Genomic DNA, 22,199 nt, shown 5'->3' with positions numbered 1-22,199 from the left:
ATACTATAGCAAATACTAGGTATGCCTATCAATTATGAAATGATAACCCGCTAAGTTTCATGTGGGCACAATCAGGTGAAGTGCTCTGCCTTCACCTGATTCGAAACGTTTATATTTTATTTTCTTTTTTTCTTCTTCTTTTTCGCGACGTTTCGATAATAGGGCTGGCCGTCTTTGTTTTTGTGGTCTTTTTTAGCATTCCTGTTGCTGCCGCTGCCCTGTTTACCTTGACTTCTGGAGTTGCTTTTTCCACCACTGCTTTGGTCTCTTCCACTGCCTCGGCCTCTTCCACCACTTTGAAAGACTTTAGGGGTCTGTCTTCTTTCGGTTCTTCTTGTCCCCTTCATGCCGACAATTTCAAAGTCGACAATTCGTTCATCTTTATCGACATTGACAACACGAACGGTAATTTCGTCACCGATTCTAAAGATATTGCCGGTGCGCTCACCAATCATCGCGTAGCTAGTTTCATCATAGCGATAATAATCATCTGTTAAATAGCTTACATGGACGAGACCTTCGACGGTATTAGGCAGTTCAACGAAGAAGCCGAAGTTTGTAACAGAGCTAATAATTCCATCAAACTCTTCGCCAATCTTATCAAGCATGAACTCTGCCTTTTTCAAATCATCTGTTTCCCGCTCAGCATCAACTGCTCTACGTTCCATATTAGATGTATGTTCAGCAATGTCCGGAAGTTCTGCACGCCACAGACTCTGCGTTTGTTCATCGATTTTGCCTTCGATTAAATATGTTCTTATTAAACGATGAACAATCAAATCCGGATAACGGCGAATTGGCGATGTAAAGTGGGTATAAAACTCCGCTGATAAACCAAAGTGACCTAAACTTTCCGCATCATACCGGGCCTGTTTCATTGAACGAAGCATCACGGTTGAAATAACCATTTCCTCCGGTGTACCACGGACTTCCTCTAGAATTTGCTGCAACGCTCTTGGATGGACATCATTTGCTGTACCTTTGACGACGTATCCGAAATTCGTAATGAACTCGAAGAAGCGGCTTAATTTTTCCTCTTTCGGATCTTCATGGACACGATAAATAAACGGAAGGTTCATCCAATGGAAATGCTCAGCCACCGTTTCATTGGCAATCAACATAAAATCTTCAATTAAACGTTCACCAGACGAACGTTCTCTGATAATCACATCGGTCGGTTTGCCGTATTCGTCAACTAAAACCTTTGCTTCTTTAAAATCAAAGTCAATCGCACCGCGCTCGAATCTTTTTTTACGAAGAATTTCTGCAAGCTCATCCATTAAGAGGAACATTGGTACGAGCGGCTTGTATTTTTCAAGTAACTCAGGGTCTTTGTCATCGATTATTTTATTAACATCTGAATACGTCATTCTTTCCGTCGTTTTAATTACACTTTGAAAAATCTCATGGGAAACGACTTCCCCATTTGAGTTGATCTCCATTTCACATGACATTGTCAGACGATCCACTTGCGGATTCAAACTACAGATTCCATTTGAAAGGCGATGTGGAATCATTGGAATCACGCGGTCTACTAAATAAATACTAGTTCCACGGTTAAATGCTTCCTTGTCAATTGCTGAACCCTCTGTCACATAATAAGAAACATCGGCGATATGGACTCCCAATTTATAGTTTCCATTATCAAGTTTTGTAACGGTAACGGCATCATCTAAATCCTTTGCATCAGCTCCGTCAATCGTTACGATCGTCTGATCACGAAGGTCACGGCGATTTGTGAGCTCATCCGGATTAATTTCATCCGGCGTATTATGGGCCTGCTCCATCACATCTGGTGGGAAGTCTCCAGGAAGTTGGTGCTTATGAATAATCGAAAGAATATCAACCCCGGGATCATTTTTATGACCTAGAATTTCGGTGATTTCCCCTTCCGCATTCATCCGGCCTTCTGGGTATTTGATTAATTTCACAACAACCTTATGACCTTCCACTGCCCCATTTTTTGCTTCTTTTGCAATAAAAATATCACTGCCGATCCGCTTATCGTCCGGAATAACGAAGCCAAAATATTTATTATCGACATAAGTTCCGACGATTTGGGTGACGCCACGCTCGATGACGCGCACAATCGCCCCCTCAGGTCGACCGTCTGCCGGGTGCTTGTCAATCCGGGCTAGAACAATATCACCATGCATCGCACTTCTCATTTCTGAAGGCGGGATAAAAATATCATCTAGTGATTTATCCTCTTGCTCAACAAACGCGAACCCCTTTGAATGGGCAATCACTCGTCCTTTAACCATATTCATTCTTTCCGGCACACCATAGCGGTTGCTTCTTGTACGTACAACAAGACCTTGCTCCTCCATCTGGACGAGCATTTTTACAAATTCTTTAAAATCAGAGGAATCTTCAATCCCAAAAACTTCTTCTAGCTCTTTGATCGTTAAGGGCTTGTAGGATTCCTCGCGCATAAACGAAAGTAAACGTTCGACACGTTCTTCGCTCATTTTTTTCACTCCTTACCAATTGAGGTTATGTATAAACTGAAAAATATCTTCTTCAACTTGAAATCTTTCTTTATCAAGAGTTATCACATGTCCCGATTCTTCATACCATTTTAATTTTTTATCATCTGTTTGAACTTCGTTAAAAATAATATTGGCACTATCCGTATTAATCATATCATCATGACGTGCTTGAACTACGAAAGTTGGCGCATATATTTGATCAACATTGGCCCTCACATCGGCAATTAGTTGCTGTAATGCTTTTAGAGTTGTCATCGGTGTTTTTTCAAACTCTAGCATTTCTGCTTCTATTTGCTCTTCTGTTTTTTCTTCTCTCTTTTTATATTCTCTTGCATAGGCCAAAATCCCTTTATACATAACCTCTTCACTTTTAATATACATGGGGGCGCACATTGGAATGACTGCAGCTATAGGCTCAGTGTAGCCCAATTTCAAGGAAAAAACCCCTCCTAGGGATAGTCCACAGGCTACGATTTTTTCAAAGCCTTTATTTTTCAGAAAATGATAGCCTTCCATGACATCCTGCCACCAATCATCCGGGCCGGTGTGAACCAATTGTTCGGGCGGCACTCCATGACCTTTGTATAAAGGGGCGTGGCTTGTGTAGCCTCTTTTTTGCAGGAAACGGCCAAGCATTCGGACATCCGCTGTATGCCCTGTAAATCCATGAAGCAAGAGCACAGCCATTTCTTTGTTGTCTCCTTCAAATGTGAAGGGTCTTGCTGGAACAATCTTCATATATAAAAAATCTCCTTTTTTCTTATTCTGTGCAAAAATTAAGTATAATATAAGAAAAGCGGAAGTGCCCGTTCAGCGACGAATAAACTGGAGCCCATCGACTTATCGTAGGGAGGTGGGCGAAGTTTACTAGTCGCTGGGTGCTGGAGCTAGACATGTATACGCAAAAAGCAGCAGGCGTCGATCACCTGCTGCTTGGTTAAAGGATTTATCTTCTTAAACTTCGAAGTATGTTACCGCAATTGCCAAAACAAAGAATAGAACCGCTAAAACGATTGTTATTTTTTGTAAAACAGCATCCATACCGCGGGCTTTTTGCTTCCCGAAAAGCTGTTCAGCACCACCAGAAATTGCACCGGACAAGCCTGCGCTCTTACCTGACTGTAATAATACTACTAAAACTAATCCTATGGATACGATAATTAAAAGGGTAACCGCCACTGCATGCATTGTAATTCCTCCTAAATCCTACAACATACGCTCTTTGCAATAATCCTACTTTACCATATATGGTGGCGAATAACAAGTTTAAAACTGGCATATGGGGACAGGCACCTAAAGAAAGGACTAAGCCCCAATCCGCTTAGTCCCTCTTTGCCATACGATCTAATTGATAAAACTAATTTCGTTATTTTTTCAAATTATAGAATGCGGATAAGCCACCGTACTTGCTCATGTCGCCAAGTTGGTCTTCGATGCGTAGTAATTGATTGTATTTTGCAACGCGGTCTGTGCGTGATGGTGCGCCTGTTTTGATTTGACCTGCGTTTGTTGCAACGGCGATGTCAGCAATTGTACTGTCTTCTGTTTCACCTGAACGGTGAGAGATTACAGCTGTGTAGCCTGCGCGTTTTGCCATTTCGATTGCATCAAATGTTTCAGTTAATGTACCGATTTGGTTCACTTTAACTAGGATGGAGTTGCCTACGCCTTTTTCAATACCTTGAGAAAGCTTCTTCGTGTTTGTAACGAATAGGTCGTCTCCCACCAATTGGACACGGTCGCCAAGACGTTCTGTTAACATCTTGTGGCCTTCCCAGTCGTTTTCATCTAAGCCATCTTCAATTGAGATGATTGGATATTTATTAACAAGGTTTTCGTAGAAATCAACCATTTCAGCAGATGTTTTGACAACACCTTCGCCGCTTAAATGATATTTGCCGTCTTCTTTGCTGTAAAACTCAGATGATGCAGCATCCATTGCAAGTCGAACTTGCTCGCCTGGCTTGTAGCCTGCTTTTTCGATTGCTTCAATGATGGTTTGAAGCGCTTCTTCGTTTGAACCAAGGTTTGGTGCAAAGCCACCTTCATCCCCTACAGCTGTGTTTAAGCCTTTCGCTTTAAGGACTGCTTTTAGGCTATGGAAAATTTCTGCACCCATGCGTAATGCTTCACGGAAGTTTTCAGCACCAACAGGCATGATCATAAATTCTTGGATGTCCACATTGTTGTCAGCATGAGCACCACCGTTGATGATGTTCATCATTGGTACTGGCAATGTTTTTGCATTAAAGCCTCCAAGGTATGCGTATAATGGGATTTCTAAGAAATCAGCAGCTGCACGAGCTACAGCCATGGATACACCTAGAATCGCGTTTGCACCAAGGTTGCCTTTGTTTTCAGTGCCATCTAATTCGATTAAATAGTTGTCGATTGCCACTTGGTCCGTAACATCAAAGCCAATGATTTCGGAAGCAATTTTTTCATTTACATTTTCAACTGCTTTTAATACACCTTTTCCTAAGTAACGGTCTTTGTCGCCATCGCGTAATTCAACAGCTTCATATTCACCTGTAGAAGCTCCACTTGGAACTAAAGCTCGTCCCATTGCTCCTGATTCTGTATAAACTTCAACTTCAACTGTTGGATTGCCGCGTGAGTCTAGGACTTCACGTGCATAAACGTCAACGATAATTGGCATTTACATTCTCTCCTTCAAACATTTATTTTTCAAAAAAAACAAAGGATCCTCATCCTCGGAAACAAGAAAACTGTCTAATGTTCAAGCAAATAGCAATGTGAGTGCGCGCTTCTCACTTTTTTTGCTTTGCAATGCGAGAACCGTCCCCATGTTCCTACTTTTTAATCAACGACTTACCTGTCATTTCCTTTGGCTGTTCAACATTTAACAAATCAAGCAATGTTGGTGACAAATCACCTAAAATACCATCTTTACGAAGCTCGACGTCTTTTTTCGTTACGATCACTGGCACCGGATTTGTTGTGTGAGCCGTCATTGGGTTTCCTTCGAGGGTAATCACTTCATCAGCGTTACCATGGTCAGCTGTAATAATCGCCACACCATCTTTTTCTAAAATCTTATCGATAATTTTGCCTAAACATTCATCAACCGTTTCAATTGCTTTGACAGTAGGCTCTAGCATACCAGAATGACCAACCATATCCGGGTTCGCGAAGTTCAGAATAATGGCATCAAACTTCTCAGCCTCAAGCTCTGCTAAAAGCGCATCCGTTACTTCATACGCACTCATTTCCGGTTTCAAATCATAGGTAGCAACCTTAGGTGAATTAATTAAAATTCGCTCTTCACCAGGGAATTTCTCCTCACGACCGCCGCTAAAGAAGAAGGTTACGTGCGGATATTTCTCTGTTTCTGCAATACGCAGTTGTGTTAAACCGTTTTGTGAAACAACTTCACCGAAAGTATTATCTAAATTTACTGTTTTGAAAGCGACATAGCCATCAACTGTTTCACTGAAATGGGTTAGGCACACAAAATATAAATCCTTTGGTGCACCATCGCCACGGTCAAATTCACGGAAATCTTCATTTGTAAAAGCACGTGAAATTTGAATCGCTCTGTCCGGTCTAAAATTATAAAAAATAACAGAATCATTGTCTGAAATTTTTGCAACCGGTTCGCCATTGTCTTTTAAAATAACAGATGGTAAAACGAACTCATCATAGATACCGTTTTTATAAGAGTCGTCCACACATTCCATTGCCGTATTGTATGATGGTCCTTCACCATAGACCATCGCATCATACGACTTTTTCACACGATCCCAGCGCTTATCACGGTCCATTGAGTAATAGCGGCCGGAAATAGTTGCAAACTGGCCAACGCCAATTTCCTTCATTTTTTCTTCAGCTTCTTCAATAAAGCCTTTTGCTGTTTGCGGACCAACATCACGCCCATCAAGGAATCCATGAACATAAACCTTTTCTAAGCCCTCTTCTTTTGCCATTTTCAAAAGGGCATACATATGGTTAATGTGGCTATGGACACCACCATCTGATAGAAGGCCAAAAATATGAAGGCTTTTATCATTTTTTTTCGCATGTTTAATCGCTTCGTTGAATGTTTCATTTTTGAAAAACTCGCCATCGCGAATGGAAATATTCACACGTGTTAAGCTTTGATACACAATACGGCCGGCACCAATGTTTAAGTGGCCAACCTCAGAGTTCCCCATTTGACCTTCCGGTAAACCGACTGCTTCACCACAAGCGGTAAGTTGGGCATGCGGGAACTCTTTCCAAAGTCGATCGAAATTAGGCTTTTTCGCATGTGCGACGGCATTGCCTTTTGTCTCTTCACGACATCCAAATCCATCTAAAATAATTAATGCATGTGGTTTTTTACCCATTGTTTTTCACTGCCTCCAAAAGCTTTAAGAACGAGTCAGGCTCTAAACTAGCTCCGCCGACAAGGGCCCCATCGATGTTAGGCTGGGCCATATATTCAGCGATATTTTCTGGTTTCACACTTCCACCATACTGGATTCGTACAGAATCAGCTACATCTTTTGAATACATTTTTTCTACTACTTGACGAATGAAACCGCAAACCTCATCAGCATCTTGAGCGGATGAAGATTTTCCTGTTCCAATCGCCCAAATTGGTTCATAGGCGATCACAAGTTTTTTAGCTTGGTCTAGTAATAGACCTGCTAACCCTTTTTCAACCTGGGAGCCGACCACATCATTCGTTGTGCCGGCTTCACGCTGGTCCAAGGTTTCGCCAACACAAACAATTGGTGCAAGCTCATTCTTAAAAGCTGCATGTACTTTTTTATTAACCGTTTCATCGGTTTCTGCAAACATTTCACGGCGCTCGGAATGTCCGATAATGACATAATCGACACCGATGTCTTTAAGGGCAACAGGACTTACTTCTCCTGTAAAAGCGCCCTTTTCTTCGAAATGCATATTTTGCGCACCGATTTTTAGGTCACTTTCTTTTACTTCACTTACTAAACGCTCTAAAAACAGAAATGGTGCACAAACAACCGAATCTATCTTTTGTGGTGAAGGAATGGAACCTTTAACTTGCTCTACAAAGCTTGTTGCTTCTGTTAGAATCTTATGCATTTTCCAGTTGCCTGCAATGATAGGTTTTCTCATGTTGTGAGCCTCCTCCATTAGAAAGACACGACTTGTCGCCAATAATAGCGGAAGTTGATGTCCTTTCTTAATACTATCTACCACAGAACATAAATTCTGATAGTATAAAGTGAAACTAATCGGGGTGCTAGCGACCGTTAACTCTTTGGGTCTTACGGACGGTTGCACCGGGAAATATTTCCATACCTTATTGTAACGCAAAAGGTCGCGAATTCCCATTAAAAATGTCAGATTCTACTGACCTATTTAATTTACAATACTTATTTATCATTTAGCGCTGCTACGCCTGGTAATTCTTTACCTTCCATGAACTCTAATGATGCACCGCCGCCAGTGGAGATGTGATCCATCTTGTCAGCCACATTGAATTTTTCAACAGCTGCTGCAGAGTCTCCACCACCGATGACTGTGTATGTATTTTCAGCTTCAGCTAAAGCATCCGCCACACCTTTTGTGCCATCAGCAAACTTTTCGTATTCGAACACACCCATAGGACCGTTCCAAATAACAAGCTTTGAGCTTTGAATAACATCACGATATTGTTCAATGGTTTTCGGACCAATATCTAGACCTTGCCAATCAGCCGGAATTTGATCAATGTCGACTACCTTTGCTTCCGCATCTGGTGAAAATTCATTGGCTACGACAGAATCAATTGGCATTAAGAACTTAACGCCTTTTTCTTTTGCTTTTTCAATAAATGATTTTGCAAGTTCGATTCTTTCTTCTTCTAAAAGTGACTTTCCGATTTCATAGCCTTGTGCTTTTACAAATGTATAGGCTAGTCCACCACCGATAATGAGGTTATCTACTTTTTCTAGAAGATTATCGATAACGCCGATCTTATCCTTTACTTTTGCACCACCAATAATGGCCGTAAATGGACGTTCAGGATTGGATAAGGCTTTGCCAAGAACCTCAAGCTCCTTTTCCATTAAAAAGCCGGCAACTGCTGGTAGATGGTGAGCAATTCCCTCTGTTGAGGCATGAGCACGGTGGGCAGCACCGAAGGCATCATTCACATAAATGTCGGCTAATGCTGCAAAGACTCGCGCTAGTTCCGGGTCGTTTTTCTCCTCGCCAGGATAAAAGCGAACATTCTCTAGTAGAAGAAGATCGCCATCTTGCATTTGGCCAATTTCCTGCTCCACAATTGGCCCGTACGCTTCATCGGTCTTTTTTACAGCCTTTCCGATTAATTCACTTAATCTTGTGGCGACCGCACTTAAGCGCATTTCTTCCACCACTTTCCCTTTCGGACGACCTAAGTGGCTTGCGAGAATGACCTTCGCCCCTTGCTCACTTAAATGTTGGATGGTCGGTATAGCAGCCCGTATCCGAGTATCGTCTGTAACCTGCCCATCACTCATTGGAACGTTAAAGTCAACGCGGCAAAATACCTTTTTCCCTTTTACATCGATATCCCGTATCGATTTTTTGTTCATATCGTTTTGCGGCCTCCTTTTCCTTAAAGGGCTATCCGAGACAAAATGACCAACTATTTTGTCTTATAGCCATTTATAAAATTGTTAGAAATACCGAAAAAGAGGGACCACAGACCAATTTTTGAAAAAATTCATCCGTAGAAAAGTTAACACCCTGGACCAACATTTGGGTTTGTTACCTTTTTTCTCCCTCTATTCCTACATTTGATATTATAAACTTTCCTTGAGAACAGTTCACTATTGTTCTTAACAATTTTTTAGAAAAATGGGGACAGAGGGTCGGGTCCTCGGTCTCAGAGTGGGACACGGAACCCGACCCCATGTCTCTTTACAGTCCTTTTTTCGCGATGAAATCGATTAGGTCAACTACGCGGTGAGAGTAGCCTGTTTCGTTGTCATACCATGAAACAACTTTGGCCATGTTTCCGTCGATCACCATTGTTGATAATGCATCGATTGTTGATGATGCTGGTGAGCCGTTGTAGTCTCTAGATACTAATGGTAGCTCACTGTAGTAGAGAATGCCTTTTAATGGTCCTTCTGCTGCTTCTTGTAATGCTGCATTGATTTCTTCTTTTGTTGTGTCCTTTTCCAACTCACATACAAGGTCCACTAAAGATACGTTCGGAGTAGGTACGCGCATTGCCATACCGTTTAGCTTTCCTTTTAGCTCTGGAAGAACTAATGAAACAGCTTTTGCTGCGCCTGTTGTTGTTGGAATGATCGATTCAGCTGCAGCACGAGCTCGACGATAATCCTTGTGCGGTAAGTCTAAAATTTGCTGGTCATTTGTATAAGAGTGTACTGTCGTCATCATTCCGCGTTTTACACCGAATTTATCATTTAAAACTTTTGCAAATGGTGCTAAGCAGTTTGTTGTACAAGATGCATTTGAAATAACATGATGATTAGCTGGATCATATTTGTCATCATTAACACCCATTACAATCGTAATATCCTCATCAGTTGCCGGTGCTGAAATAATAACCTTCTTTGCGCCAGCCTCTAAATGTTTGGCTGCATCAACACGCTTCGTAAAGCGGCCTGTAGATTCAACAACTACCTCGACACCAAGGTCGCCCCAACCAAGGTTTGCAGGGTCGCGCTCTGCTTTTACAACGATTTCGTGTCCATCTACGATAATGTTGTTGCCGTTTACTTCAACCTTCTTTTCAAACGTTCCATGAACTGAATCATATTGAAGCAGATGGGCAAGCATTTTTGCATCGGTTAAATCATTAATTGCTACAATTTCTACATTCGGGTTATTAATCGCTGCCCGTAACACATTTCGTCCAATTCTACCAAATCCATTAATACCAACTTTCACTGCCATTGTTTTTCCTCCTTATATTCTCTATTCTTCGTTTTTAATTTATAAGTTTAAGGGATTTCTCCCTATTTCTTGTTTTTATTTCAGACGAACTAACTCATTTGCGGCCCCTTCATCTGTTACGAGAATCGTTTTTCGACCTTGACGCTGCTTCACGACAGCGGCTATTGCCTTTGCCTTGGAAGCACCTCCGGCTACAGCAATAATACATGGCACATTCTCCAAATTTTCTAGCTGCAGGCCGATTGTCCTTACTTTATGGACCACATTCCCATCGGCATCAAAGTAGTAGCCGAACGCTTCCCCAACCGCCTGTCCGTCAGAAATTTTTTGAATGGTCTCGGCATCAGTTTTTCGTCGTTTTGCCATTGTTATAGCATCCCCAATACCGTGAACAACCATGCTGCATTGTTGAATCATTTCTAGCGTTTCTTTTATAGCAGGCTCTTCAACCAAAGACGAATACACATCATCACTTACTTGGTCAGGTACATGGAGCAATTTATATTGTCCCATTGTTTTTTCAGCCATTTTAGCGACGATCGTGTTTGCCTGGCTTTGAACATTTTCACCTAAACCACCCCTGGCAGGAAAAAACATAATATTACGCTCATCTACAGTTGGTGTCAGCATCTCCGCAACAGCAGCAACAGTGCTGCCTCCTGTAATAGCAATAATATTATCCGTGGAAAATGCTTTTTTCATCCGACTGGCACAAGCTCTTCCCATTTCCTTTTTGACAAGTTCATTTTCGTCGCTGTCACCGGCAACAATGATGACTTCCTCAATGTTTAATATTGCTCTTAATTGCAACTCTAATTCTTCTAATCCGGAAACTTCTTTCATTACGGACTCAAGCGACCTAATTAACTGTCTGCCCTCTGATGTTAAGCTCATTCCAGCGGAAGAGACATTAACCAAACCCTGCTCTTTTAAAAAAAGAATTTCGGCCCGGAGCACCCGCTCTGTCATACCCAAATGAGTAGCTAATATCCGTCTACCAATCGGTTCCATCAAACGAATGTATTTCAAAATTTGATAGCGATGCTGCATAACCTCGAGCAAATCCGGTAATAATTTTTGTTGAATTTTTAAAACAGTATTCATCTTTACTTCCCCTTACAAGATTTTTTTACCAATAATCAGGACCTATTATGTCCCATTTAGACAAATTATGTCCCGCGTGTGGTAAAAAAAATCACTCCTGCTATATTGTTTATTGTAGCAGGAATAATTTCGACGTTCAACAAATATGCTTATATTTCATATTTTGACTGAAGAAAATGTCGAACGGCGTCTTCACTAACCATTCCATAATCCACTTCTTCACCATCAATTTCAATTACTGGAATCATAAGTTGATATTTTTCTAGTAATTCATCATCCTGATAGATGTCAATTTCATGGATTACGAGAGGAAATTCATTGGCCAGCTCCAGCAATTTTGTTTTTGCCTTATCACAGAGCGGACAAACCGGTCTCGTATAAAAATTCACCTGTATTGGCTGCTTCATATTAGTGTATGACCCCTTGCGAATAATTGTTAATATCTCTTTCGTTTGGATGAGGCTAAAATACCAAGTTGGTCCCGATATTTTGCAACTGTTCTTCTTGAAATATTATAGCCGTGTTTTTCCTTAAGTATGGCTGCAATTTGCTGATCTGACAATGGTTTCTTTTTATTTTCTCCGTCTACTATCGTCTTCATCGCTTCCTTTACTTCCTTCGAAGACGCATCCTCAAAATCTTCTGTTTGGATCGTTGATGTGAAAAAGTATTTTAATTCAAAGACACCCTTTGATGTTTGAACATATTTTCCATTAACGGCTCGGCTGACTGTTGATTCATGGACATCGATCATCTGTGCAATATCCCTCATCGTCAGCGGTTTTAATTTTGCATCATCTTTTAGGAAAAAATCCCGTTGCCGATCAATAATCGCTTTCATTACCTTTTGCATCGTTTCTAAGCGCTGCTCGAAGGCTCGTTTTAGAAAGTGGACCTGGTCCATTTTTTCACGCAAATACTTGTAGGCCTCATTATCCTTTTGTCCAATAATTGGCTCGTACGAACTATCCACCTTTATCGAAGGCATAAGCCGCTCATTAAAGCTGACCGCTAAATCTTCCTGTTCTTTTTTTATAATCATGTCCGGCACAATATAGTTGGAAACGCCTTCATTAAAGGCACTGGCCGGCCGCGGATCCAACATTTGGATAAAGTCAAACACATCTTGAATCTGCTCAATCGCTACATTGAGTTTGGCCCCGATATCTTTCCATTTACGGTCCGCTAACATTTGCAAATGATTGGCAACGACCTCTTCTGCGAGCAAATTCCGTTCAGGCAGGTTTTTTAGTTGAATTAATAAGCATTCTTGGAGATTACGAGCACCAACACCGACCGGCTCACACTCCTGAATTTTACCTAAAAGACTTTCGATCACTGAGGTCGGAACAGTAAAGCGATTGCCGATCTCTTCGATGTTGCCTGTAAAATAGCCTGATTTATCTATCGATAAAATCAAATAATTTATGATTTGTTTTTCTTCTGATCCTATTTTTAATAAACCAATTTGCTTTTGCAAATGGTCATGGATGGTCATACGGGACTCTTGTTGCTCCATTTTTGCAGAAGGCTGTCCGCTTGAAGGGGAGTTCTTTTTCTTTTTCCGGGTTGATTCTACGCGAAATGATTCAACACTTAATAGCGGATTTTCAGTTGCCTGCTCCTGAAGAAATTGATCAAGCTCTGCAGATGAATATTGAAGCAACGAAATAGCTTGCCTAAGTTCGTTTGTCATCACTAGTTTTGTAGTTTGTTGTTGTACAAGACCTTGTTTCATTTCAAATCCCCCTTACAAACATTGTACTACAGTTGTTATTATTATTGTATGGAAACGCTTACGTTTTTTGATAAAAATTTATGTAATTTTATAAAAAAATGTCATGTACATATGAAGTAACTCAGAAGCTGTAAAAAATAAGGCTTTTTTGAAGTAGTGTTTTCCTCCTATGTTTAAATAAGAATATTTGTTCTTAAAAAGAAGAATACAGGGCAGGGCTTAAAATTATGCATAAAAATACGCTACAATTATATAGCGTTGTATGTTTCACCTGATTAAATTGGTTTAATAAAATAGACCTGATCGGTACAGGTTGATTGCTAAAGTTATTTTGTTTTATAATACTAAATACCTCTTATGTTGCTCAAAACGTAATACTGTATTTTAAGCAAAAAATATTCCTACCTATCTATTAATATACAGAAAATTCGAGGTAATTTCCATTGTTCTTACAATGTTTTATACTTTTTTGCATTCTAATCACTCCTTCTAACGAAAAAAGTACCCCCGATATGGAAGTGTTTTGGTATAATAGTTTTTACGTACAATAAAGTCGGCTCACTCCCCAATAGATAGGGAGTGATGCCCATGACAACATTCGGATTACTGATTGTTGCTATGTTGTCACAAGACAAAAAGAAATAGACCATCCTTGAGCCTCAGAAACTTCTAGGTAATGGTCTATTTCACGTGACTAATTCGAGCCAGCCACTCTATGAGGGGCGACTATTGTACTCGACCGTAGGTGTTAGTAGCACTTACGTTTTCTTTTTAATTTATGCTTTATTTTCTTATATCATAACATAATCTTTAGAGGATTGAAACTTATCATCTTTTCCTGCGTTTACCTTTATTTGCTTTCCGCATTGCCTCTTTTTGCTGGACACAAATTAATGCATACATCTCCCCATATGCTTAGACACACCCATGAAACCATTTTATAGGAATCAAACGTATCGGACATTAATTATATTGGAGCTCGCCTTGGAGACGCCGATAAATCCATTTTATTAAATACGTATGGTCATATGTCGAAGCGTTCAGAACAACTTAATAATGAAAAAGTTAATAATTTTATGTGCAACTGGTTAGAGAATATTCAATAAAAAAATAAGGCCTTTTTCGAAGTAGTCGGACATTTAAATCTTAAATCTTCGAAAAAGCCTTATTTATCAATACTGTAGCGCCCTCGGAGGGAATCGAACCCCCAGCGGAAGAACCGGAATCTTCTGTGTTATCCATTACACCACGAGGGCAAGCACTTAAGTTGATACACACAACGAAGTTTATTATAAGAAAGATTTCGATTTTTTGCAAGTGGTTATTTTGGACCTTGGGTCAGAGGGTTGGGTTCTCTGGCTCAGTTTTGGTGACCTCGGGGTGGGACGCAGGGTCGGGAACCGTGGCACAACGCAGTGGGACCGGGACATAGTTCCCGACCCCATGGTCCATGGTCCACACTATGAATAAATTAAACATTTTCCGCATATGGTTTAAGTACAAAGAAAATGGGCTATCCTGAAAAAAGCACAAGATTGCATAACGTCACGTTTGACCTTCATTGACCATGGATGTATATTTAAATTAGAAGTTAATTACAGATGAGGAGGAATTTCATATGGATATGCATTTAATCCCAACAGTTATTGAGCAAACAAATCGCGGTGAAAGAGCTTATGATATTTATTCAAGACTTTTAAAAGACAGAATTATTATGTTAGGAACAGCGATTGATGATACAGTTGCGAACTCAATCGTGGCACAGCTTCTATTCTTAGCCGCTGAAGATCCTGATAAAGATATTTCACTATACATAAATAGTCCTGGCGGTTCTATCACAGCGGGTATGGCTATTTATGATACTATGCAATTTATTAAGCCTGATGTTTCAACAATTTGTATTGGTATGGCTGCTTCCATGGGCGCTTTCCTATTAACTGCAGGTGCTCCTGGCAAACGTTTTGCATTGCCTAATAGTGAGATTATGATTCACCAGCCACTAGGCGGAACACAAGGTCAAGCAACCGATATCGAAATTCACGCAAGACGTATTATTAGAATGCGTGAAAAATTAAATGCAATCATGGCTGAAAGATCCGGACAACCGATTGAAATTATTAATCGTGATACGGAAAGAGATAACTTCATGGATGCTGAACAAGCTCGTGAATATGGCTTAATCGATAAAGTTATTACTAAGAGCAACGAAGAGAAAAAATAAAGAAGTAAAAAACACGACATTAGCCTTTCAAAGGTGATGTCGTGTTTTTTTACTACAATATTAATGATGTTGTTCGTTTTCTATAAATTCGGTAAGCTTAGCTACAGCGTCTTGCTCATCATGTCCTTCTGCTAACAGCTTAACATCTGCACCAGATTCCACTGCTAAGCTCATAAGACCCATTATACTTTTTGCATTCACTTTTTTTCCTTCTTTTTCTAAAAAAATGTCAGAAGAAAAGCGATTGGCTTCTTGAACAAATAATGCTGCCGGACGGGCTTGAAGGCCAGTTTTCAGCTTAACAGTAACCGTCTTTTCTATCAAAGTGTTCTCCTCCTTGTCATACACAACCCCATTTTATCCTATTGTAACAGAGTGAGCCAGTAAAAATGTTTCATCATTGTTACAAATTATTATCTATATCTTTTCCAAAATTTAAACATCAGTAAAACGCCAGCCTAGCCCCATCTGACAAAAGTTTACCTATAATCATACGTTTAAGAATTGGAAATGGTTTCACCCAATCGTAATTTTTCTGCAATTTCATCAATCTTACGTAAACGGTGATTAATCCCTGATTTACTTATTTGTCCGCCAGATACCATTTCCCCCAGCTCCTTAAGAGTAACATCCTGGTATGTAATTCTTAGCTCAGCGATTTCCCTAAGCTTATCCGGAAGTGTCTCAAGGCCAACGGTATCTTGAATATAACGAATATTTTCCACTTGGCGGATAGCAGCTCCAATCGTTTTGTTTAAGTTCGCTGTTTCACAATTTACAAGGCGATTAACCGAGTTCCGCATATCGCGAACAATTCGGACATCCTCGAAGTGAAGCAACGCTTGATGGGCGCCGATAATATTAAGGAGTTCGCTTATTTTTTCTCCTTCTTTTAAATACGTAATATAGCCTTTCTTACGTTCCAGCGTTTTGGCATTTAATCCAAATGAATTCATTAACTCGCATAAGGAATTATTATGTTCCTCATATAATGAAAAAATCTCCAAATGGTAGGATGATGTTTCCGGGTTATTAACCGACCCTCCAGCAAGAAAAGCGCCTCTTAAATAAGAACGTTTGCAACACTTTTTCTTTAAAAATACATCAGAGATTGTTCGAATAAAGGTGAACCCTTCTCCCATAATCCCAAGATCCTCGAGAATCTCTTTTGCTTGCTGAACCATTCTAACTATATATACATTATTTTTTTTCAATCTCATTTTTTTTCTTACTAGCAGTTCAACAGAGATATTATACTCTCTTTTTAACAAAGTGTATATTCTTCTTGCAATCGCTGCATTTTCGGTTTGGACATCAACCATGATTTTCCGATTCATAAAGGACATCGAACCATTCATACGAATAAGAGCGGAAAGCTCTGCTTTTGCACAACAATTTTTCATTTCAGTATTTGTTAATTCTTTTTTTGTCTCAGAAGCAAAAGACAAGTCTCCACCCCCTCACTTTTACAATAAAGAATAGATCACCTTTGCGATTTTCTCAGTATCATGGCGGATGACACCATTTTTGATCTGCACCAAATCTTTATTGATAATTTCGAGCCCATAGTTTTCGAGTTTTTCCTTGTCATATTTCACCGGCTGGGCATTTTCAAGTTTATATCGTTGTAAAACCGCTTTCGGCAGTTCGGCATCATTTACAATGATACTATTTAAAAAGGCACATTTTAAATGATCGTACAATGCTTTGACATGGTCACTTGCTGTGTAGCCCATTGTTTCTCCTGCTTGCGTCATGACATTGCATACATACACTTTTTTTGCTTTTGAGTGACAAAGCTGCTGCCCGATTTTCGATACAAGCAAATTCGGTAAAATACTAGTATATAAACTTCCTGGGCCAATAACAACTAAATCAGCGTTATTAATTTCTTCCAATGTTTCAGGGAGTGGTTCCACATCAGATGGCGTAAGGAAAACACGCTTTATTTTCTTATTCGCATTTGGTATTTTCGATTCGCCTGTCACCACAGTCCCATCTTCCAATTCGGCATGAAGAATAATAGCCCGATTGGCTGCAGGCAATACCTTGCCTTTTACATTAAGAACCTTGCTCATTTCACGAATGCCACTCACAAAATCTCCGGTAATGCTCGTCATCGCAGCAAGCAATAAATTGCCTAATGCATGACCTGACAGTTCATTGCCATTTCGAAAGCGGTGCTGAAATAAGCTTTCGATTAGAGGTTCAACCTCTGATAAGGCTGCTAAACAATTGCGAATATCTCCAGGGGGCGGGATCTGGAGTTCACTCCGCAGTCTTCCGGAACTCCCTCCATCATCCGCTACCGTCACAATCGCAGTGATATCAATTGGATACTGCTTTAAGCCGCGAAGAAGCACCGGCAATCCGGTTCCCCCGCCAATCACTACAATTCTAGGCAGTTTTCTCCATTCCATGTATCGTTACCTTTTTCCCTTCCTTTTTTCAATATCGCGATGCCCTCGACCTACAAAATAGCCATTTTCGAAATGCTTCCCGATATATTCTGCAAGCGTCACCGAACGATGCTGTCCACCTGTACAGCCGATTGCAATCACCAACTGACTTTTCCCTTCACGCTTATATTGCGGGAGCATGAAAGTCAGGAGATCAATTAGCTTTTCAAGAAACTTTTGTGTTTCCGGCTGTTTTAATACGTATGAAGAAACTTCTTCATCAAGACCAGTTTTCGGACGCAGTGAATCAATATAATGTGGATTCGGTAAAAAGCGCACATCGAAAACGAGATCCGCATCAATTGGAATGCCATATTTAAAGCCAAACGAAATCACATTCACTGTAAAAACAGGTTGTTTATCCTGCGAAAATCCGTTGATGATTTTTTCCCGCAGCATTCTTGGGGTCAACTCGGAAGTATCAATAATATGTTGGGCTCTGCCTTTTAATTCATCAAGTATTTCTCTTTCAAGCCTAATTCCTTCTAACGGCAGACCGCTTTTTGCTAATGGATGTGACCGTCTCGTTTCCTTATAGCGGCTCACTAAAACTTGATCACTTGCATCTAAAAACAGAATTTGTGGAGTAATCCAGCTTACTTCACTCATACCATCAATCGCGTCTATTAATGTATCAAAAAATTCTCGTCCGCGCATATCCATGACTAAAGCAATTTTATTCATCTTGTTTCCGGACTCTTTTACTAACTCCATTAATTTCGGAAGTAGTGTTGGAGGTAAATTGTCAACGCAGAAAAAACCAAGGTCCTCAAAACTTTGAACAGCGACAGTTTTACCTGCACCACTCATCCCGGTTATTATAACCATTTGCACATCCTGATTTGGTGTAGCCATTTTTTACTTTCCCTTCCTTTACAAAATTCCCCAACACTAATTTGATCATTTTTATCGCATACACTTATATATTAAGATGGATCCAAGCGATATGAAATAAGTTGAAAGTCTGGTGTATACGTGAATGTGCCATACACCATTCCATTTCCATTCATACAATGGTCCAAAATATGATAATCACCAGGTGCCATTGGCAACTGCAGCACGTCTTCGGCCAAATGCCACTTAATGATACCTTCGCTAGATTCATCAAGGTTAACCCCATCATAGTCCTCGGCGAAAAATGTAAACATCATCCACTCTGAAATGACCTGATCGTTTTCTTTAATATTGATTGTAAAAATCCCTTTGACAGTTGGATCTTTTAACTTGACCCCTGTTTCTTCATGATATTCACGGATGACCGATTCCTTTACAGATTCACCTAATTCCATCTTGCCCCCTGGTGCTACCCACCAGCCTCGCCTCGGTTTCTGAAGAAGAAGAATTTTGTCACCCTTCTTTAATACACAATTCGTAATCCGCTGCAATACCATCACCTCTTTTTCCGTTCAAACCTCCACTAGAGGTAAATTTCAGGTAAAATTCCCCTAATGGTCTCCCATGAAGTCATTATACTATTATTATGTAAAGGTAACAATTTTCTTCTTTTTTCCAGTGTTAATATGTTTTTACAAAAAAAAGAGAGGCTGCCTTTATGAAGACAGTCCCTTTTCAATCAAAAATGTATTATTAAATAAAGGGGGGCTTTATTTACAATCATCATACCCCAAAAATATTTCAATCCTATTACAGCAACGTTAATTAGTTGTTAAATTTTTGTAATGTTTTCCTTTTATTAGCCTTTTAATTTTTCTTCTAGCTCTTCGATGTAATGTTGTGCACTTTGGGCAGCGATACTTCCGTCACCTGTTGCCGTAACGATTTGGCGAAGCATTTTTTCTCGAATATCCCCAGCAGCATAGATGCCCGGCACTTTTGTTTCCATCAAATCATTGGTTTCAATATAGCCATTTTCGTTCGTAATTCCGAGGCTTTTGAACGGTTCACTTAGTGGAACTAAACCAACATAAATAAACACGCCGTCTGTTTTATAGTCACGCTGTTCCCCTGTGTTCACATCTTCAATTAGAATGCTAGATACTTTTCCATCTGTACCTTTGATTTCTTTCGGAACGCTATTCCAAATGAATTCCATTTTTTCATTATCAAATGCACGCTTTTGAAGAATCTTTTGGGCACGCAATTCATCACGACGGTGGATTAATGTAACCTTTGAAGCAAAGCGTGTTAAATAAACACCTTCCTCAACAGCGGAGTCACCGCCGCCAATAACAACTAATTCTTTTCCTTTGAAAAAGGCACCGTCACAAACAGCACAATAGGAAACACCGCGTCCGCTTAATTCTTTTTCACCAGGAATGTTAAGGTTACGATGTTGGGCACCTGTTGTAATAATAACTGTTTTTGCTTTATATTGCTTGTTGCCGCAGTCTACGATTTTATATGGATCTTCGACAATGACTTGTTTAATTTCACCATAGGCATATTCTGCGCCGAATTTTTTCGCATGTTCAAACATTTTGGTAGATAAGTCAGGACCAAGGATTGATTCATAGCCCGGATAATTTTCGACATCTTCTGTGTTCGCCATTTGGCCTCCAGGCATGCCGCGCTCAAGCATTAATGTTGATAGATTTGCTCTCGATGTATATACTGCTGCTGTCATTCCTGCAGGACCTGCACCAGCAATGATAACATCCCAAATTTTTTCTTCACTCATTTTTCTTACACTCCTTTATCCAGATACCCTACACCCTATAATCGTTATATATCTATAGTATACAAATTTTTGATTGTCGTCTATTAATATGCTCACCCAACAAGGGGGTTCGGAGTTTTTTTGCTTTTTTCACACTAGATCTGTTACATAATTCATATATTTTCTTAAAGTAGATGTTGAGATCAAATATTTTTCAGCGATTTGCTTTTGTGTAACTTGCTGGTCTTCAGCTCGTAAGCAGCAATATTCAATCGCAGCTGCCCATGCATGGCTATTTTTAAAGCTGATCGGCGAATGCAAGGCATTCAGCAGTATTCTAAACCATAGCATATAAAATTTCTGCTCCAAGCTTTGAGGCCATGTACATTGATCGGAAAGAGCATCAATGACCTCCAGTCCATCGACTAGGCGTGAAGAAGTTTTCAGTTGTTGTTTGTTTGTTAGTTTGTTCAACATTAAATGCGTAAATTCTTTAACAACGTCAGATTCATTATTTGTCAATAAATAGGAGTTTATTTCCTCTAACGATCTGACATTTCCTGATCTTTTTAGTAAAAGCAAAATCAACAGCTTTTTCTCACCGCTGTCTGTTTCCTTAAATTGTTGGATTAAGGAGTGATTGATAGCTTTTCCTTTAGGCTGCGGGGCTTGAACCTTTAACCAAGGCTCTGCACCCTTTTTTTCCGGATTAAGCTTAATAACCTTTTGCCACATTTCATCCGCTAATTGCTTTTTGTTTGTATGGTAAGCTGAAACTGCAAGCCAGTAGTAAAAAGCCCCGTCTCCCTCATAGCCAAACTTTTGCAGCCAGCGCAGCCATTTGAATGCAATTTCGTATTGGCCTAATAAGGCGAACGTAACGCCAAGCTTAGAGCGATGATCCATATCGATCGGGTGTACAACGCGGAGCTGTCTTACGATATGGGCAACCTCTTTTTCACGTCCAAGATAATGGTAATAAACGGCTAAATTGCATAGAGCATGCAGATTGCCTTCACTTTTCTTAAGCACGTCCTGGGCAATTTTAATTGCTTTACTTACATTTCCAAGATAAAATTGGGCAAGCGAAAGATTGTTATGGGCAGACCAAAACTCAGGATACTCCTTAACAATCTTTTGAAGCATCATGCTTGCTTCTTCCAGTTTCCCATTTTCAAGTAGTTCCCGTGCCGCTTCCTGTCTATTAATAAGCTCTTCTTCCTCATCATGGAAGCCATCAAGCTCATTCGTTTCAATGCTTAATAAATCCAGCAAATCCTCTGTATCCTCATAGAATTCGCCATCTGGAGCGAATTCTAGATACTTTTTGGCATACTTTTTTGCTTCTTGAAAAAAACCTAAATAGGCATAATTATTGGCAAGAAATGAATAACATTCATACATTTCTGGTTCAAGCTTTTCAACAATTTCAATAAGGATGTCATTTGATTTTTCAAACTCACCCAATTCAGATAAGACAACAGCAAGCTGACACAAAAATACCGGTTCCTTCGGATCAAATTGGACAGCTCTTTCAAAATATTTTTTTGCTTTATATAAATCACGTCTGCGATAATATTTAATTCCTTTTTTAAAAAAATACTCCCCATCCTGCGAAAACTGCACAAGCTGGCCAATCGGCTGGTTCGTATTGTATTTACGAGTTTCCATAAAACCTCCA

The 22,199-nt window shown here is 40.0% G+C and carries 19 protein-coding genes and 1 tRNA gene; 1 reads left to right on the top strand and 19 read right to left on the bottom strand.

What is annotated here, in order from left to right; translation table 11 throughout:
- Positions 1 to 116: 116 nt before the first annotated feature.
- From rnr to BAZO_RS07520, 12 genes are all read right to left on the bottom strand, one after another.
- Positions 117 to 2,471 carry a ribonuclease R gene (gene rnr / locus BAZO_RS07575; RefSeq protein ID WP_003330794.1) on the bottom strand — a complete coding sequence of 785 codons (2,355 nt, stop codon included), beginning with the start codon at positions 2,469 to 2,471 and terminating at the stop codon, positions 117 to 119.
- Positions 2,472 to 2,483: 12 nt separating this feature from the next.
- The gene (locus tag BAZO_RS07570; RefSeq protein ID WP_003330793.1) at positions 2,484 to 3,230 is read right to left on the bottom strand and encodes an alpha/beta hydrolase; all 747 of its coding nucleotides are present in this window, start codon (positions 3,228 to 3,230) and stop codon (positions 2,484 to 2,486) included.
- Positions 3,231 to 3,446: 216 nt separating this feature from the next.
- The gene (gene secG, locus BAZO_RS07565; protein ID WP_003330791.1) at positions 3,447 to 3,680 is read right to left on the bottom strand and encodes a preprotein translocase subunit SecG; all 234 of its coding nucleotides are present in this window, start codon (positions 3,678 to 3,680) and stop codon (positions 3,447 to 3,449) included.
- Between the two features lie 178 nt (positions 3,681 to 3,858).
- Positions 3,859 to 5,151: a phosphopyruvate hydratase gene (gene eno, locus BAZO_RS07560; protein ID WP_003330790.1), complete on the bottom strand. Its 1,293-nt coding sequence runs from the start codon at positions 5,149 to 5,151 to the stop codon at positions 3,859 to 3,861.
- A 154-nt stretch (positions 5,152 to 5,305) separates the two neighbouring features.
- Entirely contained in the window at positions 5,306 to 6,841 is a 1,536-nt protein-coding gene (gpmI, locus tag BAZO_RS07555; RefSeq protein ID WP_003330789.1) for a 2,3-bisphosphoglycerate-independent phosphoglycerate mutase, read from the bottom strand.
- Positions 6,834 to 7,598, bottom strand: coding sequence for a triose-phosphate isomerase (tpiA, locus tag BAZO_RS07550; RefSeq protein WP_003330788.1), 765 nt, complete (start codon positions 7,596 to 7,598; stop codon positions 6,834 to 6,836). The genes gpmI and tpiA overlap by 8 nt, the downstream gene beginning before the upstream one ends.
- A gap of 260 nt (positions 7,599 to 7,858) precedes the next feature.
- Positions 7,859 to 9,043: a phosphoglycerate kinase gene (locus BAZO_RS07545; RefSeq protein ID WP_003330787.1), complete on the bottom strand. Its 1,185-nt coding sequence runs from the start codon at positions 9,041 to 9,043 to the stop codon at positions 7,859 to 7,861.
- A 328-nt stretch (positions 9,044 to 9,371) separates the two neighbouring features.
- The gene (gene gap / locus BAZO_RS07540) at positions 9,372 to 10,379 is read right to left on the bottom strand and encodes a type I glyceraldehyde-3-phosphate dehydrogenase (RefSeq protein WP_003330786.1); all 1,008 of its coding nucleotides are present in this window, start codon (positions 10,377 to 10,379) and stop codon (positions 9,372 to 9,374) included.
- 75 nt (positions 10,380 to 10,454) lie between these two features.
- Positions 10,455 to 11,483, bottom strand: a complete 1,029-nt coding sequence (locus BAZO_RS07535) for a sugar-binding transcriptional regulator (RefSeq protein ID WP_003330785.1) — start codon at positions 11,481 to 11,483, stop codon at positions 10,455 to 10,457.
- 149 nt (positions 11,484 to 11,632) lie between these two features.
- Positions 11,633 to 11,890, bottom strand: coding sequence for a glutaredoxin family protein (locus BAZO_RS07530; RefSeq protein ID WP_003330784.1), 258 nt, complete (start codon positions 11,888 to 11,890; stop codon positions 11,633 to 11,635).
- A 29-nt stretch (positions 11,891 to 11,919) separates the two neighbouring features.
- On the bottom strand, positions 11,920 to 13,221 hold the full coding sequence (rpoN, locus tag BAZO_RS07525; protein ID WP_003330783.1) for an RNA polymerase factor sigma-54: 1,302 nt from the start codon (positions 13,219 to 13,221) through the stop codon (positions 11,920 to 11,922).
- Between the two features lie 1,184 nt (positions 13,222 to 14,405).
- Positions 14,406 to 14,477: transfer RNA gene (locus BAZO_RS07520), tRNA-Arg, on the bottom strand.
- 368 nt (positions 14,478 to 14,845) lie between these two features.
- Here BAZO_RS07520 and clpP point away from each other — a divergent pair.
- Entirely contained in the window at positions 14,846 to 15,442 is a 597-nt protein-coding gene (gene clpP / locus BAZO_RS07515) for an ATP-dependent Clp endopeptidase proteolytic subunit ClpP (protein WP_003330782.1), read from the top strand.
- A 60-nt stretch (positions 15,443 to 15,502) separates the two neighbouring features.
- On the opposite strand, the gene BAZO_RS07510 is transcribed toward clpP, so the two are convergent.
- The 7 genes from BAZO_RS07510 to BAZO_RS07480 all read right to left on the bottom strand — a co-directional run bounded on the left by BAZO_RS07510 (position 15,503) and on the right by BAZO_RS07480 (position 22,189).
- Positions 15,503 to 15,766: an HPr family phosphocarrier protein gene (locus tag BAZO_RS07510; RefSeq protein ID WP_003330781.1), complete on the bottom strand. Its 264-nt coding sequence runs from the start codon at positions 15,764 to 15,766 to the stop codon at positions 15,503 to 15,505.
- Positions 15,767 to 15,939: 173 nt separating this feature from the next.
- Positions 15,940 to 16,890, bottom strand: coding sequence for a DNA-binding protein WhiA (whiA, locus tag BAZO_RS07505; RefSeq protein ID WP_003330779.1), 951 nt, complete (start codon positions 16,888 to 16,890; stop codon positions 15,940 to 15,942).
- A gap of 18 nt (positions 16,891 to 16,908) precedes the next feature.
- On the bottom strand, positions 16,909 to 17,862 hold the full coding sequence (locus BAZO_RS07500) for a gluconeogenesis factor YvcK family protein (protein ID WP_003330778.1): 954 nt from the start codon (positions 17,860 to 17,862) through the stop codon (positions 16,909 to 16,911).
- Positions 17,863 to 17,868: 6 nt separating this feature from the next.
- Positions 17,869 to 18,756, bottom strand: a complete 888-nt coding sequence (rapZ, locus tag BAZO_RS07495) for an RNase adapter RapZ (protein WP_003330777.1) — start codon at positions 18,754 to 18,756, stop codon at positions 17,869 to 17,871.
- A 71-nt stretch (positions 18,757 to 18,827) separates the two neighbouring features.
- The gene (locus BAZO_RS07490) at positions 18,828 to 19,286 is read right to left on the bottom strand and encodes an NUDIX hydrolase (RefSeq protein WP_003330776.1); all 459 of its coding nucleotides are present in this window, start codon (positions 19,284 to 19,286) and stop codon (positions 18,828 to 18,830) included.
- Positions 19,287 to 19,594: 308 nt separating this feature from the next.
- The gene (gene trxB / locus BAZO_RS07485) at positions 19,595 to 20,539 is read right to left on the bottom strand and encodes a thioredoxin-disulfide reductase (RefSeq protein ID WP_003330775.1); all 945 of its coding nucleotides are present in this window, start codon (positions 20,537 to 20,539) and stop codon (positions 19,595 to 19,597) included.
- A gap of 129 nt (positions 20,540 to 20,668) precedes the next feature.
- A complete protein-coding gene (locus tag BAZO_RS07480) occupies positions 20,669 to 22,189 on the bottom strand; it encodes a tetratricopeptide repeat protein (protein WP_003330774.1) in 1,521 nt (506 codons plus the stop codon).
- Between the last annotated feature and the right edge of the window lie 10 nt (positions 22,190 to 22,199).

Source organism: Schinkia azotoformans LMG 9581, assembly GCF_000307855.1.
Lineage (GTDB): Bacteria > Bacillota > Bacilli > Bacillales > Bacillaceae_J > Schinkia > Schinkia azotoformans.
The sequence above is the reverse complement of the archived record's forward strand: the minus strand, read 5'-3'. Positions and strand labels throughout refer to the sequence as shown.